General features: G+C 36.5%; 19 protein-coding genes and 1 pseudogene. 12 read left to right on the top strand and 8 right to left on the bottom strand.

Annotated features, from left to right (window positions below; all coding sequences use genetic code 11):
- Positions 1 to 60: 60 nt before the first annotated feature.
- Together parS and L2586_RS11200 are read left to right on the top strand one after the other, a co-directional pair.
- A complete protein-coding gene (gene parS / locus L2586_RS11205) occupies positions 61 to 477 on the top strand; it encodes a type II RES/Xre toxin-antitoxin system antitoxin (RefSeq protein ID WP_235292987.1) in 417 nt (138 codons plus the stop codon).
- On the top strand, positions 474 to 929 hold the full coding sequence (locus tag L2586_RS11200; RefSeq protein ID WP_235292986.1) for an RES family NAD+ phosphorylase: 456 nt from the start codon (positions 474 to 476) through the stop codon (positions 927 to 929). Before parS ends, L2586_RS11200 begins: the two co-directional genes overlap by 4 nt.
- Before the next feature lie 10 nt (positions 930 to 939).
- Here L2586_RS11200 and L2586_RS11195 read toward each other — a convergent pair whose 3' ends face one another.
- A complete protein-coding gene (locus L2586_RS11195; protein ID WP_235292985.1) occupies positions 940 to 1,524 on the bottom strand; it encodes an acyl carrier protein phosphodiesterase in 585 nt (194 codons plus the stop codon).
- Positions 1,525 to 1,604: 80 nt separating this feature from the next.
- On the opposite strand from L2586_RS11195, the gene ychF reads away from it, so the two are divergent.
- The gene (ychF, locus tag L2586_RS11190; protein WP_235292984.1) at positions 1,605 to 2,702 is read left to right on the top strand and encodes a redox-regulated ATPase YchF; all 1,098 of its coding nucleotides are present in this window, start codon (positions 1,605 to 1,607) and stop codon (positions 2,700 to 2,702) included.
- Positions 2,695 to 3,249, top strand: a complete 555-nt coding sequence (locus L2586_RS11185; RefSeq protein ID WP_235292983.1) for a pseudouridine synthase — start codon at positions 2,695 to 2,697, stop codon at positions 3,247 to 3,249. The genes ychF and L2586_RS11185 overlap by 8 nt, the downstream gene beginning before the upstream one ends.
- Before the next feature lie 141 nt (positions 3,250 to 3,390).
- On the opposite strand, the gene L2586_RS11180 is transcribed toward L2586_RS11185, so the two are convergent.
- Both L2586_RS11180 and L2586_RS11175 read right to left on the bottom strand, forming a co-directional pair.
- Positions 3,391 to 4,380, bottom strand: coding sequence for a pyruvate dehydrogenase complex E1 component subunit beta (locus tag L2586_RS11180; RefSeq protein ID WP_235292982.1), 990 nt, complete (start codon positions 4,378 to 4,380; stop codon positions 3,391 to 3,393).
- A 44-nt stretch (positions 4,381 to 4,424) separates the two neighbouring features.
- Positions 4,425 to 5,768 (bottom strand): UDP-N-acetylmuramate--L-alanine ligase, encoded by a 1,344-nt coding sequence (locus L2586_RS11175; RefSeq protein ID WP_235292981.1) that lies wholly within the window; start codon positions 5,766 to 5,768, stop codon positions 4,425 to 4,427.
- A 170-nt stretch (positions 5,769 to 5,938) separates the two neighbouring features.
- Here L2586_RS11175 and L2586_RS11170 point away from each other — a divergent pair, with 170 nt between their 5' ends.
- The 5 genes from L2586_RS11170 to L2586_RS11150 all read left to right on the top strand — a co-directional run bounded on the left by L2586_RS11170 (position 5,939) and on the right by L2586_RS11150 (position 9,373).
- On the top strand, positions 5,939 to 6,079 hold the full coding sequence (locus L2586_RS11170) for a hypothetical protein (protein WP_235292980.1): 141 nt from the start codon (positions 5,939 to 5,941) through the stop codon (positions 6,077 to 6,079).
- A gap of 15 nt (positions 6,080 to 6,094) precedes the next feature.
- On the top strand, positions 6,095 to 6,448 hold the full coding sequence (ytxJ, locus tag L2586_RS11165; RefSeq protein ID WP_235292979.1) for a bacillithiol system redox-active protein YtxJ: 354 nt from the start codon (positions 6,095 to 6,097) through the stop codon (positions 6,446 to 6,448).
- Positions 6,435 to 7,100 (top strand): tRNA (5-methylaminomethyl-2-thiouridine)(34)-methyltransferase MnmD, encoded by a 666-nt coding sequence (mnmD, locus tag L2586_RS11160; RefSeq protein WP_235292978.1) that lies wholly within the window; start codon positions 6,435 to 6,437, stop codon positions 7,098 to 7,100. The genes ytxJ and mnmD overlap by 14 nt, the downstream gene beginning before the upstream one ends.
- A gap of 78 nt (positions 7,101 to 7,178) precedes the next feature.
- Positions 7,179 to 7,991 (top strand): hypothetical protein, encoded by an 813-nt coding sequence (locus tag L2586_RS11155; RefSeq protein WP_235292977.1) that lies wholly within the window; start codon positions 7,179 to 7,181, stop codon positions 7,989 to 7,991.
- A 71-nt stretch (positions 7,992 to 8,062) separates the two neighbouring features.
- On the top strand, positions 8,063 to 9,373 hold the full coding sequence (locus L2586_RS11150; protein ID WP_235292976.1) for a dicarboxylate/amino acid:cation symporter: 1,311 nt from the start codon (positions 8,063 to 8,065) through the stop codon (positions 9,371 to 9,373).
- A gap of 13 nt (positions 9,374 to 9,386) precedes the next feature.
- Here L2586_RS11150 and L2586_RS11145 read toward each other — a convergent pair whose 3' ends face one another.
- From L2586_RS11145 to L2586_RS11130, 4 genes are all read right to left on the bottom strand, one after another.
- Positions 9,387 to 10,001, bottom strand: a complete 615-nt coding sequence (locus tag L2586_RS11145; RefSeq protein WP_235292975.1) for a hypothetical protein — start codon at positions 9,999 to 10,001, stop codon at positions 9,387 to 9,389.
- A 70-nt stretch (positions 10,002 to 10,071) separates the two neighbouring features.
- Positions 10,072 to 11,151 (bottom strand): hemolysin family protein, encoded by a 1,080-nt coding sequence (locus L2586_RS11140; RefSeq protein ID WP_284283310.1) that lies wholly within the window; start codon positions 11,149 to 11,151, stop codon positions 10,072 to 10,074.
- Between the two features lie 130 nt (positions 11,152 to 11,281).
- Positions 11,282 to 14,503, bottom strand: a complete 3,222-nt coding sequence (locus tag L2586_RS11135) for a S41 family peptidase (RefSeq protein ID WP_235292973.1) — start codon at positions 14,501 to 14,503, stop codon at positions 11,282 to 11,284.
- Positions 14,504 to 14,549: 46 nt separating this feature from the next.
- Positions 14,550 to 14,891, bottom strand: a complete 342-nt coding sequence (locus L2586_RS11130) for a hypothetical protein (protein WP_235292972.1) — start codon at positions 14,889 to 14,891, stop codon at positions 14,550 to 14,552.
- A 238-nt stretch (positions 14,892 to 15,129) separates the two neighbouring features.
- On the opposite strand from L2586_RS11130, the gene L2586_RS11125 reads away from it, so the two are divergent.
- From L2586_RS11125 to L2586_RS11115, 3 genes are read left to right on the top strand one after another with little or no spacing between them, the layout of a single operon-like run.
- Complete coding sequence (locus L2586_RS11125; protein WP_235292971.1) at positions 15,130 to 15,666, top strand: hypothetical protein; 537 nt, start codon at positions 15,130 to 15,132, stop codon at positions 15,664 to 15,666.
- Position 15,667: 1 nt separating this feature from the next.
- Positions 15,668 to 16,981, top strand: a complete 1,314-nt coding sequence (locus L2586_RS11120) for a peroxiredoxin family protein (protein WP_235292970.1) — start codon at positions 15,668 to 15,670, stop codon at positions 16,979 to 16,981.
- A complete protein-coding gene (locus tag L2586_RS11115; RefSeq protein ID WP_235292969.1) occupies positions 16,974 to 17,753 on the top strand; it encodes an SDR family NAD(P)-dependent oxidoreductase in 780 nt (259 codons plus the stop codon). Before L2586_RS11120 ends, L2586_RS11115 begins: the two co-directional genes overlap by 8 nt.
- Positions 17,754 to 17,762: 9 nt before the next feature.
- Here L2586_RS11115 and L2586_RS11110 read toward each other — a convergent pair.
- A pseudogene (locus tag L2586_RS11110) lies at positions 17,763 to 17,894 on the bottom strand (helix-turn-helix domain-containing protein); the annotation flags it as partial.
- Positions 17,895 to 18,021: the final 127 nt, after the last annotated feature.

Here is an 18,021-nt window from a genome sequence, read left to right as displayed (position 1 = left end):
CGAACTAAATTGCGACAAATGGCGTTATATTTATGACAGATGTCGTAAACTATAAGAATCATGACTGCACTTAAGAAATATAATTATGAAATCATGGATGATGGGAATGCCTTATCCATGGTTACTCTCGTTCGAGAAGGAATTTCATACTATGGATTTAATTCCATTATTAAGCATACTCCATTTTCTTCTGATGAATGGTCTTCTTATCTCCATATGTCAGAGCGAACCTTACAGCGTTACAAGAAAGAAAAGAAGAAATTTGATGCGATGCAATCTGAAAGGATTATTCAGATTACGCAGCTATATAATTATGGTAGTGAAGTTTTCGGAAATGAAGAGAAATTTGATAAGTGGCTTTCTACAGAGAATGTTGCTCTTGGTAATACTGTTCCGAAAAGCTTACTAGATAGTTCTTTCGGCATCAGCATGCTTAAGGATGAATTAGGACGTATAGAATATGGGATTCTTGCATGATTGTTTACCGCTTAAGTAAGGCTAAATATGCGGATACCTTATCTGGTATAGGTGCTGAAAGATTCGGCGGAAGGTGGAACAGTCGGGGTACTTCCATGATTTATACTTCTTCTAGCAGAGCGCTCTGCACAGTAGAAATTGCAGTTCACACGCCTCTAGGAAATATTCCTGATGACTACTACTTAATTTCTATAGAAATACCAGATCTATCATTCGAAAAATTGGACTTGGGTAAATTATCAAAAACTTGGGACCGTGCACCACATGGTCATGAGACTCAAAAAATTGGGGATCAGTTTGTTACGGAAGGCAAGTCACTTGCTCTAATGGTACCTGCAGCCGTTGTTCAAGGGGAGTACAATTACATTATTAATCCTAGACATCCAGATTTCAAAAAGGTGAAAATTATAGGAAAGGAGCTTTTCAAATTTGACAAAAGACTCTTCAAATAGCCAGCCATCGTTAATTCGAAGCTAAAAATTCATTGCATTTCTGGATCAGTTCAGGAAAGAATATATTAAATTCCTCCGTAAACAGCTCTTCTTCTTCATCTAACTGTAGAGCGGCAGATTTAAAATCAGATGGAAATTTCGTCCGCCGATCCATACTTGCGAGTGCTCTTTCTATTCCAGCTTTAGATCTATATTTTAATAAAAAATTATCAGCAACCATTAAGGGCACTTTTTTTCTAAGTTTATCTGGCATATCTGGAAGCCTTCTATAAAGAATTAAATAGGAATCTTGTGCAAACTCTTCTAAAGATTTGTCATCGTATAAATGCCAATTCTTTGCCAAGATATTATCATACAATATATCGATAACCACAGGCGCATACTTGCCATGCTTCTTCCTTAATCGCTTTGTTCCCTGCCTAACTATGGGATGATTATCGGTAAAAGTATCGATTAGACGGTGAAGTAAAATCCCCCGTTTAATTTCATCCGAGTACTTCTCAACTTGCTTATTTGATATAAAATCTGCCATGAAATTTCCTAGAAGAAGTTCTTCATTATCGTAAGATAAAAATATATGAGCTAGAAAATTCATGTATGAAGTTCTTTGATGGGTAAAAATAAAATATCTTTGCGGCTCCTAAGAAAAATTGACAATTATTAAAAAAATATATAATGGCTTTAAAGTGTGGAATCGTAGGCCTACCTAACGTAGGAAAATCAACTTTGTTTAATGCATTAACTTCTGCTAAGGCTTTGGCAGCAAATTTCCCATTTGCAACAAAAGAACCCAATGTAGGAATGATTACTGTTCCAGACAAAAGACTTGATAAATTGTCTGAATTAGTGAATCCTCAGAAAATCCAACCTACGACTGTAGAGATTGTGGATATTGCGGGTTTGATCAAAGGAGCATCGCAAGGTGAAGGGCTAGGAAATCAATTTTTAGCGAATATTCGTGAGGTTGATGCCATCATCCACGTCATCAGATGTTTCGATAATGATAATGTGATCCACGTTGAGACGACCGTAGATCCTGTAAGAGATAAAGAAATCATTGATACGGAATTGGTATTAAAAGATTTAGAAACTGCAGAGAAAGCACTTGAGAAGTTAAAGAAGAATGCGAAAGGCGGTGACAAGCAAGCTGTAGCCAAGTTAGAAATTGGTCAGAAAATATACGATCACCTATCAGAAGGTTTATCTGCACGGGACTTAGAATTAGAGGACGCAGACAAAGAGATCTTCAAAGAAATGTCATTGCTTACAGCTAAGCCAATTTTATATGTTTGTAATGTGGATGAAGGTTCGGCTCTTAACGGAAATGATCACGTTACTCGATTTAAAGAATTAGTAAAAAATGAGGATGCAGAAATCATTCTTGTCAGTGCAGCAATCGAAGAAGAGATCGCAGAACTCGAGGACTACGAAGAAAAAATGGAATTTGTTTCTGAAATGGGACTTTCAGAACCAGGTACAGTAAGATTAATCATCGCGAGTTATAAATTGCTCAACTTGATCACTTATTTCACAGCAGGTGTTAAAGAAGTTAGAGCTTGGACGATAACGAAAGGTACTAAAGCCCCAGGTGCAGCAGGTGTCATCCATACAGATTTCGAAAAAGGATTCATTAGAGCAGAAGTTATCGGATATGATGCTTTCGTTCATTATGGGTCGGAAGCAGCTGTTAAGGAAGCTGGTAAAATGCAAGTAGAAGGGAAAGAATATGTAGTGAAAGACGGTGATGTAATGCATTTCCGTTTCAATGTATAAAACTTACAAGATATATAAGCCTTTCGGTGTACTTTCTCAATTTACAAAAGAGCACGAAAGTCATCAGGTTCTCGGAGATTTATTTGACTTTCCTAAGGATGTCTATCCTATAGGAAGGTTAGATAAAGACAGCGAAGGGCTATTATTGCTTAGCAATGATAAATCACTAACAGATAAGCTATTAAATCCAAAGCACAAGTTAGCCAAAACGTATTGGGTTCAAGTAGAGGGAAGTCTAACTGAGGAAGCGCTTCAACAACTATCAGCTGGCGTTACAATTAAAGTAAAAACTGGCAAATACCATGATACTTTACCTTGTGAAGTGTCAATTATTGATGCTCCCTTGATTCCCGAAAGAGATCCTCCCATTAGAGAAAGGAAAACAGTTCCGACCACTTGGGCTTCTATCACTATTTCAGAAGGCAAGAATCGGCAGGTTCGAAAAATGTTTGCAAAGGTGGGATTTCCAGTCTTGAGATTGGTTAGGTATGCTATAGGAGAGACAAGCATCGATGGCATGGACGTGGGAGAGGTAGTATCAGTTTAATTTTCAGAAAAATAACATGAAGGATTATTTATCTATAGATAAGATATGGACCTATAAAAAAGAAAATGTAAGATTTCAGAAAACTAAGACCTTACATTTTCTCGCAATCGCTCATATCAAAGCCTAAAAATTTCAGGTCGACTAAGCGTTTCTATACATCACTTCCTTAACCGCTTTCACAACTTTCGCTGGGTTCGGCAAGTATTCTTCTACAAATGTAGGAGCATAGCCTAGTGAAGTATCTGCTGAATTTACTCTTGTTACAGGAGCATCCAAATAATCAAATGCATATTTCTGAATTTCATATCCGATCTCAGCAGCCACACTTGCAAAAGGCCAAGATTCATCGACTACTACTAATCTGTTCGTTTTCTTCACGGAATCTACAATCGTCTGGTAATCCAATGGTCTAATTGTTCTAAGATCAATCACCTCAGCAGATATTCCTTCTTTCTCTAATTCTACAGCAGCTTCTTTAACTACTTCCATCATCTTGTTAAAAGATACGATAGTTACATCTGTTCCTTCTCTTCTTATCGCTGCTTTACCGATTGGCACTAAGTATTCACCATCTGGCACCATTCCTTTATGACCATAAAGCAACTCTGACTCCATCACACAAACTGGATCTTCATCTCTGATTGCAGATTTCAATAAACCTTTAGCATCAGCTGGATCAGTACATGAAATAACTTTTAAGCCAGGTACATTCGCCATCCATGCTTCGAACATCTGCGAATGTTGTTGAGCTAACTGTCCAGCAGAACCCGATGGTCCTCTGAATACAATCGGGCATCCGAACTGGCCACCTGACTGTGTTAATGTTTTCGCTGCATTGTTTACAATTTGATCAAATGCTAAAACCGCAAAATTCCAAGTCATAAACTCAATGATAGGTTTCAACCCATTCATTGCTGCTCCGACACCTATTCCTGCAAATCCAAGTTCGGCAATCGGAGTGTCTATTACTCTTTTAGGCCCAAACTCGTCTAACATGCCTTTACTTACTTTATAAGCACCGTTATATTCAGCAACTTCTTCTCCCATAAGAAAAACGTTTTCGTCTCTTCTCATTTCTTCGCTCATTGCCTCTTTTAGGGCATCTCTTAATGTTAGTTCTCTACTACTCATGTTAAATTGTTTTGGACTAATAATAAATTGGACTGCGAAAATAATTATATTTTCTTGATTAGGATTCCTTTCACGTCAATTTTATCAAAATTACCTGAAGACATGAATACAATTACACTTTTTCCTAGCTCTAAATCCTCTATTTCTTGTTGTAATTCCTGTTTATCATCTAACACGCTAATCCCTGGTTTATTAAATGCTTTCGCCACTTCCTCCTTATCCAATGCTGGCATATGCTTTATGCTCAAGGTATGAGGAGAATAATAAACATATGCTTCATCAGCACTATCGAGAGAATGACTATATTTTGGTAAGAATGCTGAATTCAGACTACTAAATGTGTGTAATTCTAGAAAAGCAACAATCTTTCTGTCTGGAAAATGTTCTTTTAATGCATCTACAGTAGCTTTTACTTTAGAAGGTGCATGCGCAAAATCTCTGTAGACCACACCATCATCCGTTTTATGCATAACCTCTAATCTTTTTGAAGCACCTTTAAACGTTGAAATAGCGGCGAAAAAATCAGGAGGGCGAATTCCTAGTTTCAAGCATACTTGCAATGCTGCCATCATATTCGCTCGGTTATGTTTCCCGAAAACTCTTATTTTATACTGCTTATTATCGTAGACTACATTTCCATTTTCTAATTTCTCAAGTGCATGGTACCTCTGAATATTATAGTCCTTAGCATATTTTCCAGCTAAAATATCTAAATTATTATCTTCAGCATAGGCAAAAATCGGTGCTTCTTCATCATGCGTTTCTATAAATGCGTCAAATAAATGATTGTATTCAATTTCGGTCTTGAAAACATTAACGTGATCCCATGCAATCCCTGTTATAATCGATATATCTGGACGGTAATGTATCATTTTAGGTCTTCTGTCAATGCTAGAGCTGAGATATTCATCACCTTCTATTACTATAATAGGAGCATCTGTAAGCCTAATCATTGAACCAAATCCATCTAATTCCGCACCGATTAAATAATCAAAATCAATGTCACGGAATTTCAGCACATGCATAATCATCGCAGTTGTAGAAGTTTTCCCATGAGACCCAGCAACAACGATTCTTTTCTTATCCTTACTCATTTTATAAATAAAAGCTGGATAGGAAAGGATTTCTATATTGAGCTTCTGTGCTTTGATTAATTCAGGATTATCAGCTCTCGCATGCATTCCTAAGATAATTAAGTCTATATCTTCAGATATTCTATTCTCATCCCAGCCGAATGCAGAAGGAAGTAGGCCTTTCGCCGCCAATTTAGATTTAGAAGGCTCATAGATTTCATCATCTGAACCTGAAACACGGTGTCCCTTTTCTGCTAAATTCAAAGCTAGCGTGTGCATAATTCTTCCTCCAACTGCAATAATATGTATTCTCATGAGTACAAAGAAAATGAAAAAATTGTTAAAAAAATGAGGGGGTTTATGATTTTCGGAGTCATTAATATGTAGAACGACACAATTTATTGTTTTTTAATATTTTAGAATAGTAATAATCTTTTTGAACTATTCGTTATTGTCAGTAGTTTAAAAAGTGTAAAAGGTAAAACATGAAATCAAAGGTATCAAGAAAAGTAGCAGGATTATTTGCCCTTCTAATGTTAGTAGGAGTTTTAAGTTCATGCAACAGAGGCGTAGGTTGTCCAAGTGCTTTTAAAGCAGTATCTGATGTTATTACTGTTATAAAGTAATTTTCAATCTCAAGTATGCACTGGAATTCGTTAAGTTCTGTGAATGAAATTCACGGAATTATTGAATCGTCTAAATCTACCCCCCAAGTAATTTTCAAGCATTCAACTTCCTGTTCCATCAGTGGAATGGCTAAAATGCGTGTAGAAGATAATATCTCTAGTCTTAAATCAAATGCTGAATTTCATTATTTGGACTTGTTGAGAAATAGAGATCTCTCTAGGCAAATCGCAGAAATGCTTGAGGTGCATCACGAATCTCCGCAGATTATTATGTTGATCGGTGGAGAAGTTGTTTATGATGCTTCACATTTTGATATTTCTATTGATGAACTTAATGAATCATTAGACTATCATCTTGCAGGAAAATAAGCTTAGTATTACTTCGGATGGATCACATTCCATCTTTTCTGATCAATTTCAGGCATTATATCACTCTTCGCACGGAGCAATCCAAGAGAGTATGCATGTATTTATTGCTGCTGGACTACTACCTCTACTTGAACAAAAATCAGTTAATATATTGGAAATGGGATTTGGTTCTGGATTAAATCCATTGCTCACCCTCATCGAGTCTGAAAAATCAGATCACCTCATTCATTTCGAAACGGTAGAAGCCTACCCTATTTCTCTAGATCAAGCAAGTCAACTCAATTATTTATCACAATTAAATCGTGGAGATTTAAAAGATATATTTTTAAAATTTCATACTGCTCAATCCGGAGAACTCGTCCGTCATGGTCATTTTAGTTTTGCTAAGCACCTCACAAAACTGGAGGACGCTCACTTCGAGACTAAGTTTGACCTTGTATATTATGATGCATTTTCACCTTTGGATCAAGAAGAACTTTGGACACCGGAAATTTTCATCCACATTACAACTTTTCTGAATCCAGGCGCTATTCTAGTTAGCTATTGTTGCAAGGGAACATTTAAGCGTTCACTTAAAGCTGCAGGATTTCAAATTGAAAAAATCCCAGGCCCTCCAGGGAAGAGAGAAATGATTAGGGCTGTTTATCCTTAATTTAAACCATCGTTTTCAAGACTAAAAAAATTTCATCTCGAACATCCAGAATTCAATGGAAGTAAGATCTAAAAAAAGATGAAAAATATTAGATCATATGTAACCAATCCTGAATTCCTCAATAAAACATATTTAGATTTTAATGTTGCTCTTGCTAAAGCACTGGATGCTCAAGTTAATTTTGTAGTGCACAGTAAAGAAATCTTTGAGCCGTCCATAAGTCCTATTATAGGAAACGGATTGCCAAGTTTGCAAATCGAAGAAATAGATCGATTAAGATCCAATCTAAAAACTTATGCAAGCGCTCGCCAACATGTCAAATTCAACTTGAGTCAAGATATTTTTGCAGAAATATTTAGCAATGCAGATGCTGATCCAAACTTAATATTGCATTCATTTTCAGGTAAAGGCGCTGATTTCGTGTTGCATAACATTTACACTACGAATGAATTAGATGTAGCATTTGATAATATTTCTCCCGCCATGTTTATTCCTGATCAATATCATTATATAACTCCGAAAAACATTTACATTTTACTTTTTTCAGAAGATCTAGGTTCCAACTTTGATCCAATTCTGTCACTAGCAGCGCAATTAGGAGCCAAAATCAACTTCATCATTCAACAAGTAGAAAAGGATCATAGAGAAGAATCCATATTAGAAAAAATTACACTGGCCAACAACATTAATCTAAAGGATATCAATTTCTCAGCGAAATTTGTTGATAAAATCGATGAAAAGTTAATCAAGAATTTGTCTAATGGAGCAGAAAATTCTTACTGGACTATTTTCCAACATTCCTTTCTGATTAAAGATTTAAAAGATAAAACGCTTACAATTGATATGTATGAATTACTATCAGATTCGGATCATCCTATGATAATTGTTTAGATTTTTTATTTTTTGCTTATTTTACCAAATCGAAAAGGAAAACTAAATGATCCTTTAATAAAATAAGTAACATGAAGCTAGCTTTACATTGGAAGATATTGATTGGGATGGGCCTTGGAATTGTATTTGGAATTCTAATGTCCTATTTGGGGTATAATGATTTTGTGACGGATTGGATTTCTCCCTTCGGTACCATTTTCATAAGTCTCTTGAAAATGATCGCCATTCCATTAATTGTAGCTTCATTAATCAAAGGAATTTCTGATCTAGAAGATATCGCAAAATTTTCTAAGATCGGAATCCAAACCATTGTCATTTATGTCATCACGACTGTAATTGCAGTCTCTATAGGACTAACGGTTGTTCATATCATCAATCCAGGAAATGCTGTTTCAGAATCCACGATAGCAGATATTCTAGACCGTAATGGTGCAGAAGCTGATTCTAAAATTTCTACAGCAGCAATGACTAAAGATCAAGGACCACTTCAGTTTATCGAAGACCTTGTCCCTAGTAATGTTTTTGGTGCACTTTCTGACAATGGATCGATGCTTAAGGTGATATTCTTTGTTGTTTTCTTTGGTATTTGTTTGTTATTGATCAAGAAAGAACATCGAGATCCATTACATAATTTCTTTGTAGGACTTAATGAAGTTATCCTGAAAATGGTTGACTTAATTATGCTCTATGCACCCTACGGAGTATTCGCATTGCTAGCCAATTTAGTGGTCAGCACAACTAACCCAGACTTGTTTATTGCACTCGGAATGTATGCATTAACGGTCGTATTAGGTTTACTTTTGATGTTAGGTTTTTACTTAATAATCGTAAAAACGATAACTGGCAGATCTCCTGGGTTTTTCTTTAAAGGTATCGGACCTGCACAATTGGTTGCATTTTCGACCAGTTCAAGTGCCGCTACCTTACCAGTTACGATGGAGCGTGTAGAAGAACATTTAGGAGTAGATGAAGAAGTTGCGTCATTTGTGTGTCCAGTTGGAGCCACTATAAATATGGATGGAACCAGTTTGTACCAAGCCGTTGCAGCCGTATTTATTGCTCAAGCCTTAGGTTTCGATCTAAGTATAGGTATGATTGCAACTATTCTTGCCACTTCAGTACTGGCAAGTATCGGTTCAGCTGCTGTTCCAGGCGCTGGATTAATCATGTTAATCATCGTACTTCAGTCTATTAATTTCCCAGCAGATAAGTTAGCGATAGGAATAGCTATGGTTATGGCGGTGGATCGACCATTAGACATGCTACGAACCGTTATCAACATTAGTGGAGACGCAACCGTATCTATGGTTGTTGCTAAGCGAGTGGGTAAACTAGGAGATCCTAATGTTAAAGACTGGGATGATAATTATCAGAAAGGATAGATAGGACATATAGTTATAGGCCGATTTTACTTTTTTCAGTCCCTCTGATTATAATAGTATTTGCTTTTTCTAAGTTATATGCATTTCTTGTCAGCACTGAAACAAAGTACAAGTCTTTATGCGCTTTTAGATTATTTAATTGAGATACATCTATCTTCATGATGTACTTTTCATCAACAAAGACATCCTTTATCTCACCATTAATAATCTTGTAATCCAGTTCACAAATGTACTGGCCATCATCTAGATCAGTGTACTTAGAAATTAATTGCTCCAAGCTTATGATTTTAGGCGTGTAATTCTTCTTCGTTTTTATAATTATATGGCCTTCATACTCCCTTCCTTGGAAGTTCATGACTTTTTTTTCGACAGACAAAGATTCAATATTTTCTGCTTCTATGATTGCAGAAGAATTAGACCCAACCATCTGACCATCTATAGAAATTAATGCCTTATTAGATGAGTTTTGATTTGGATAAAAAACCTTAGGAATGGTATCATTTTCAGAAAATTGCTTGGTAATCTTTTTTCCAGGAACCATACCAAATAAACGATCCTCAATTTTAACCTGTGAAAGGATAATGGTATTAGCAGTAAATATTAATACAAGTAAAATAGACAATCTCATTATTTCAATTTCATAATTCAACAATAAAGACAGTTAATTGCATATGAATACATGAAATAAAATCTGATTGCTATTTTTCTAGATTTTTAGCATTCTCCTCTTTTACTTTGTCTCGTGCTAAAGCTTGCAAGTCAACCACTTCATCAGATTCATCTACAATTTCTTTCCCTAATAACGTTTCGAATACATCTTCCATCGTTACTAAACCAACTACATTTCCAAATTCATCTCTTACCATGAATAAATGTTGCTTCTCATCTGTCAATTGATTAAATAAATCATGTAGCTTCATCTGACCAGAAATAAACTGAACAGGTCTTGTGATATCCCCGATGACTTTATGCTTTCCTTCTTCTGTGAGGTAAGATAATAAGATATCATCTTTAAGAACCATCCCTTTGATATCATCTTTATCTTCTCCGAATACAGGAATTCTAGAATAAGTAGAAGTAGAAGGATTCTCTATAAATTCTTTCAATGTGGTATCGTCTTTCGTCATATAGGCAACTGTTCGAGGCGTCATAATATCACGAACACTCTTTCTTTCGAAATTCAAAAGATTTCTGATAATATCTGATTCACCTTGAGCTAATGCACCACTCTCCTGCCCTACAGATGCAATTGCTGCAAAATCTGCTCTACTTAGAACCGACGCATTTTTATCACTTTTCAGCCTGCTCGTAATTAACTTACTCAGCCACACGAATGGATATAAAACCCAAATGATGACTCGAAGAGCTTTTGCTGTGAATGGCGCGAGCGCTTTCCAGTTATTTGCACCCAATGTTTTCGGGATAATTTCGGATAACACAAGGATGAAAAAAGTCATTAATCCAGCGATAATTGCTTCATAACTTAGATGGATTCCAGAACCAAATAAATCAATGTCTTTATCACCGAATAAATTTCCTGCTTGAACACCGACCATAATCGCACCGATTGTATGTGCAATAGTATTCAACGTTAAAATTGCTGAAAGCGGCTTATCCAAATCTTCCTTGTAGCCGCTAAGCAATACCCCTGTACTAGTATTTTTCTGGACTTCTTGAGTTACATAAGAAGGAGTAATACTTAACAATACTGCTTCCAAAATGGAGCACAAAAAAGAAAACGCTATAGATATCGAAAAATAAAAAAGTAGTAAACCCACGTAATTTTGTTTAAATGAAGTTGCAAAGTTAACAATTACCCTTTAACATTGACATACATCTTTGAAATGAGATCGTTAAAATCAATCATTAAAGTCAATATAAGCAGAAATCATTTTTTTTGCAACCGAATTATTTTTTATTGTTTTTAAACGATTTATCCGGAAAAGCAGGAGCTGGAGTCACTTCTCTCGGATCCTCTTTTATCAATTTCTCTAAATGTTCTATAGCAGCCTCTAGTTGGGCATCCTTCCCCTTAAATGTCTCATGCGGCTTATTCATAATGATAATATCCGGCACGAATCCATGTCCTTCTATCAGCCACTCTCCATTTTCTCCATATACTCCAGCCATCGGAGCTCTTGCTAATCCATTATCCGACAGTCTGTTCTGAGAGCCCAACCATATTTCTCCACCCCAAGTTCTAGTCCCAATCGCAGTTCCCATATTGAGTTTTTTGAAACCATCCGCGAACGCTTCTCCATCTGACGCCGTATTTTCATCCACCAGAATAACGATGTGTCCCCTGAAAGCATATTGCATATTCCATGTTGGTTTTCCAGATCTTGATTTCCAGAACATCCAAGCTTTTCTCATCAATTTTTCAAGGATGAAACTTTCTATATTTCCACCTCGATTATGTCTGACATCAACAATTAACCCTGGACGATCGAAAACTGGGTAAAACTCCCGATACCATTGATTCAGGTCATTCGCACCCATTGCTTGCAAGTGAACATATCCGATTTTTTGATCTGATTGCTCTTCCACCATAAGTCTTCTAGAATATTCCCAATCACGATACTTAAGTCTGTAAATACTTCCAATAGGCTCTACGATAATTTCCCTTTTTTCACCTGCTGAAGCTAATCCTAATCTCACTTGCTTTCCAACTTGGTTTCTTAGTAATTCACCGATATCTGTTGCAGCAATTGCGGTCTGGCCATTTACTTCTGTGATCACATCACCAACTTTCACATTCAAATAAGGATCATCTAATGGCGACTTTTCATCCGGATAATCTGGATCTGCCTTATAAATGTATTCTATTACAAATCCTCCTTTAGATTCATCCCTTGTCAGCATCGCACCCAGATTCGCAACTGGTATGTTTTCATCGTCTGATCGCATATCGCCACCATGAACACTCGTATGAAGTGCAGATAATTCACCCACAAATCTTCCGATGAGATCGGAAAGTTCACTTCGTGTAGTTACTCTATCCACTAATGGAAAATACTTATCATGCATCCCTTTCCAGTCCACACCATGCATATTCGCATCATAGAAGTAGTCTCTTTCCATTCGCCATGCATCCGTGAAAATTTGCTTCCAATCTTCTCTTGGCGTTATTTCAAATTTCCAACTTGAAAAATCAATCTTCCCCTCATTAAAATCACTAATCTTTCCTGTGCCAGCACTCACCATATGATAATTCTTTCCTTTCGTAACAAGCAACTTCTTACCATCAGCGGTCATTTCATAACTTCTAATATCTTCTATTCCCGTTTCTAACTTAACATCTTCGTTACCAATCTTTAGAACCTTCAAGTGTGATTTCGCACCCACTCCAGTTTCACTTTCTACCACATAGATAGCCTTATCATTCACAGCTAGGTTTCGGAAATTTCCAGGTTTGATCGGAACCTCCATGATCCTTTCTTGAATCCCCGATTTATCGATCTTCACATCGACTTCTTCCTTTTCAGACTTTTCTTCTTCATACAATTCATCCTTCGGGCGGAAAGGTGATCGGTTCCCAGCTTCCAGAGCAATATGATATATTTTTTCACCTGCATCAAAGTAAGGTTCAGGTTGCCTCGGGCCCCAAGGAGAACCTACTATGGTATTAAAATTTCGATCAGAAAGGAAGTAGATGAATTTACCATCAGGGCTCCATTGTGGATTCGAACTATTCGCTCTATCCGTCGTTAATGGAAATTGTTCTCCACTCGATAATTCATAGATATGTATCTGATTCATGGTATTTCCAGCCGCCTGAACATAAGCAAGCCACTTACTGTCGGGAGACCAAGAGAACTGACCAATATCCTCATCCGATAAGGAGATTAATTTACTCTTTCCATTACTTTTATTTAAGATATACATGTGGCCATGCAGGTCATCGTAGGCAATCCATTTCCCATCAGGTGAGGGATTTCCTTCGTACCTTAATAAGGCTCCATCAGTAGTTAACATTTTCTCTGCACCAATTCCATCAGCAGGCAATTCTACAAATTCAAACTCTCCAGTCTGGTCTGATAAGGCAATAACTTTATCGCCATTTTCAGAAAATACAGCATCCCGATATCTTACATTCTTTCGCTTTGTAAATTCAACAAATCGACCGCCTTTTACAGGCTTCACGAATAATCGACCTCGAGCGGTAACGACCACTTTCTCTCCTGTGGAATCTGGAGCAATCGCGGTTAAATTATCAGCAGGCGAATCATCCCATTTCACTTGTAATTGTTCGAAATCAGAAAGTAATGTTATTTTTATCTTCTTTTCTTTTTTTAGGTCAATGTCATAGTGCCAGATATCTGCACCCACCTGGTAAACGATGTTATTTTTATGACCTTTAGCATACCTCACATCAAATTCGTCTTGTTTCGTATGCTGCATAAGATCCCCACCGTCAGTATTCATTGACCAAATGTTCATTGTACCATCTCTGTCAGAAATAAAATATACTCTCCCACTAAGAAACATTGGATGGTGACTTCCTCCATCATAGTCCATAGTTAACTGAATGGCTTCCTCACTGCCTGCAGTATATTTCCAGATCTGTCTAGCTGTTCCTCCTTTATATCTTTTCGTTACGTTGCCATGAAATGCAGGTCTTACAAAAAAGACGGTTTTTCCTGTTTCATCATAGGATGCTTCACTTGCTTGACTTAATGGAACCCGTTCTTTTGATTTATTCTTCATATCAATGACCACTAACTGACGATCAGGTAACGTGGAATATGCTCTTGTATCATAAATTATTTTCCCATCTGGTGTCCATCCATTGACCATCGAAAAATCACTTTCATAAGTCCATCTCGCGGGAATTCCGCCATCTACAGGCATCGTATACACTTCTGTCGGGCCTTCATAACTAGCTGAAAAAGCGAGCAGTTTTCCATCAGGTGAAACCATCGGATATCTTTCTTCTTCCGCATGTGTTGTGAGCCTTGTGGCCACCCCACCTTTGTGATCTGCCTTCCATAGATCCCCTTCTGCAGAAAAGTAAATGGTATTTTCGTGAATACTAGGGAATTGATAATAGCCCTCCATTCCTTGCCCGTGAAGAGGAATATAGCAAATTACTGCTAGTAGAAAAGCCAAGTTTAGTTTAATGCTAGACATGTGTGACATTTTTTGGTGAATTAAGATCAGCTAAATCTACAAATTTCTAATTCCACCAAACAGCATATCGCTGCTTTTTTAAAGACAATGCTAGCTCCTTTTCCATTTTTATGGCCTCTGTTCTTGATAAAGGATTATACTTTTCGTATAAGCTAGGTCTTAGATACAGCCCATATTTCTGGACTAAACTAGAAGAAATCTTGTGACCTTTCTTACTGATATAACCTGATTTATGTTGTTCGAATCGCTCTTTCGGTGTTCTGCTTGTCATACCTACATACAAGCATTCAAGGACTCCATTGAATTGTGGATTAGCATCTCGAAATTTGGCACTTTCAGACCAAACTTTCTTGGATAATTCTATCACATAAACATGATATGACTTCATACCTAAATATATGACAGTATTTATGCCAAAAAAAATTTATGCCTAGATTGTATTCACCACCTTACTTGGTCTGAAGTCAGCCGATCATTCAACGCGTCGCTCAAGGCAGTCTCATCACCTCAATGATTAGGCTGACATTACTTAATCTTGTTTATATTAAGTTTTTAATTTCCTACTACATATTCACATTATTTATCATATTTTTGCAGCAATATTTAGAACATTTAATTTAATTGATATGAGTAGTGAAAATCAAATCTTGGGTGTGGGATCTAGAGTAGATCATAAAGCCTTTGGAGACGGAGTTATTATCGGAGTAGACGTAATTTCATACAAGGTGTGTTTCATCCTTCATGGTATAAAAAATGTAGGAAAGGAAAACCCGAACTGGGACGTGATGGATGCCATAGAAACGGAAGAGGAAGTAAGTTTTACGAAAGCTGAAAAAAGCTTAATCAGAATTCTAAACACTTATAATGCATTAAACTCTAAAGTAGAATTAGGTGATAAGTGGTTAAATGGAACTTTAATATTAAAGCCCAACGAAGACAATCTCAAACCAAAAGAAATGCCTATTGACACTTTTTTCCATAAAATCGTAATGGTTCGAGATCGAATTAGAGTGATGGAACAACGTATCAATAGTTCAAAATTGACCGATGAAGAAAAAGTAAACCTTCAACAATACATTACAAGGATTTACGGAAGTCTAACGTCTTTCAATGTTTTATTCAAATACAAAGCGGATCATTTCGTAGGTGAAAAATCAAGCTAATATGCTAATCAAAAAGGTGTTATACATTTGTGCTGTTCTTTTTTTAATAAGTAGTTGTGTAGAAGTTCGAAACCAATACAATGTGATTCCTCCAGGAATCTGGAGAGCCACATTAACGGTAGGAAGTGAAGGGCAGGAACGTTTTATAGACACTGAAAATGAAACAGATAGAGTTTTTACAGAATTGACGGAAGGAGAACTTCCGTTCAATTTTGAAGTGGAATACGTAGGAAAGGATGATATTAAAATTTACATTTTAAACGCTGATGAGCGAATTCTGGTAGATGATATTACTTTCGGAAGAGATCCAAAGACTTTAGAAGATTCCGTTAGGATTAATTTTCCAATTTTCGATTCCTACATTATCGGAAGATATGAGGAGAATAGAATTGAAGGTTATTATATCGTCAATTTTAGAGATCAATATAAAATTCCATTCAAAGCTGAATTCGGAAGATCGCATAGATTTACGAACCTGAAAAAAGAACCGGCTGCGGATTTATCTGGGAAGTGGGAAACGACTTTCGAAATCGGAACAGAAGATGAGTATAAAGGCATCGGTGAATTCAAGCAAGAAGGGAATAAACTCACTGGAACTTTTAGAACGGAGACTGGTGACTATCGATACTTACAAGGTACTGTCCAAGGAAATAAGGCTTATTTATCTTGTTTTGATGGAGCACATGCTTTTCTATTTCAAGCTAAAATCATGGAGGATGGTTCATTAATCGGTTCATTCCGATCAGGCAACCACTACTCTACTTCCTGGAATGCTAAGCGAAATGAATCCTTTGAATTAGCTGATCCGAATTCCTTAACACTCTTAAAAGGTCAAGAGAAATTCTACTTTGAATTTGAAAACACAGAGGGAAAAATGGTCAGCATCAATGATGCTAAATTTGAAAACAAACCTTTATTGGTAGTCCTATTCGGAACCTATTGCCCTAATTGTAAAGACGAAATGAACTTCTTGAAAAGCTACTTCAGTGAAAATCCTGACTTAGACATAGAAGTTGTGGGCATTGCATTCGAAAGGTATAAAGAAAAAGAAAAGTCAATGGCTGCAATAAAACGTTACAAAACCAAAATGGATATTCCGTTTGATCTATTGTATGCTGGATACTATGATAAGGAGACCGCTCTCAACCAGTTCCCAATGTTGAATAAAATCATCTCCTATCCTACCCTAATATACATTGACAAAGAAAAAAATGTACGCCAAATCTACACCGGATTTTCTGGCCCAGCCACTAGTAAATATGAAGAATTCACTACTAACTTTGATGAATTAGTTAAAAAATTAGAAAATGAATAAAGTAAAGCTGAGAAAAATAGCATTAATCACTGGAGCTACTTCAGGAATAGGAAAGGCAACCGCTGGCCAATTTGCAAAAAATGGATATGATCTGATTATCACTGGAAGAAGAAAGAAAAGATTAGAAGAGATTAGAAAGAAAATGCAGGAGAAATACGGTGTCAAGGTTAAAAGTTTAGTCTTCGACATCAGACAACTCAATGCAGTTAAAAAGGCCTTAGGATCACTAGAAGAAGATTGGCTAGAAATCGATGTCTTGGTTAACAATGCTGGATTAGCTAGTGGATTCGATCCTATTTTCCAAGGAAGCACGAAAGATTGGGACACGATGATCGATACCAATGTGAAAGGTTTACTTTATATGACTAGACTGGTTAGTCCGAAGATGGTCAATAAGAAAAGAGGCCATATTATTAATGTTTGTTCTACAGCTGGGCATGAAGTTTACCCAAATGGCAATGTCTACTGCGCTTCAAAATATGCTGTGGATGCATTAACGAAATCCATGAGAATAGACTTGCACAAATATAATGTTCGAGTTTCTCAAGTGAGTCCAGGACATGTAGAGGAAACAGAATTTGCCCAGGTGCGTTTTCACGGCGATAAAAAGAAGTCGAAAATCTACGAAGATTTTCAACCTTTAAAATCTAAAGACGTTGCTAAAGTGATCTACTACATTGCTTCACAGCCAAAGCATGTAAATATTCAAGATGTACTGATGATGGGAACTCAGCAAGCAAATAGTAATTTTATAGATAGAAGCGGAAGGTAATTTACCAACCTATTTTATTCTAAAATCTGTCGGTCTCATTGAAGTATGTTTCTTAAAGAAATTATTAAAATGACTTACCTCATTAAAACCCAAGGAATATGCTATTTCAGATATATTCCAGTTTTTCTGTCTAATCAATATTGCTTATTCCTATGTGTTTGACCCCCTAGTTCTTGAGGTTTGACCCCCTATGTGGATAACTCGCTATTTCAAATTTACAATTATATTTTAGATCTGTTTCTGAGGCTTTCCCCTTTGAGATCAATTC

The organism is Portibacter lacus (genome assembly GCF_021533215.1).
Classification (GTDB): domain Bacteria; phylum Bacteroidota; class Bacteroidia; order Chitinophagales; family Saprospiraceae; genus Portibacter; species Portibacter lacus.
Note: the sequence above shows the minus strand (reverse complement) of the source record. Positions and strands in the feature narration are given on the sequence as shown.